Raw genomic sequence first — 229 nt, 5'->3', positions numbered from 1 at the left:
GACAGCCGGTACATGGATAAGATTCATGAGATGGCGGTAAAGGGCCAGCCCATCACTGCCGCCATGGGTACCCAGATGCACATGCCGGGGTGGGACGACATCCTGTTTTTAGGGGCACAGTTAAATCCTATGCAGTTAGATGAGCATGCCCCGGTTACGACGGAGACCATTATCGGGCAACATGCAAGCAAACCCATGGTACTGGAGCCTCCGGTGCATATCTCCCATC

1 pseudogene is annotated in these 229 nt (G+C 54.6%); it reads left to right on the top strand.

The features are described 5' to 3' along the window. Window positions 1-229: pseudogene (locus LK536_RS59280) on the top strand (FMN-binding glutamate synthase family protein); the annotation flags it as partial.

Source organism: Clostridium pacaense, assembly GCF_020709765.2.
Taxonomy (GTDB): Bacteria; Bacillota; Clostridia; order Lachnospirales; family Lachnospiraceae; genus Enterocloster; species Enterocloster hominis.
This window is presented reverse-complemented; position numbering and strand designations above follow the sequence as displayed.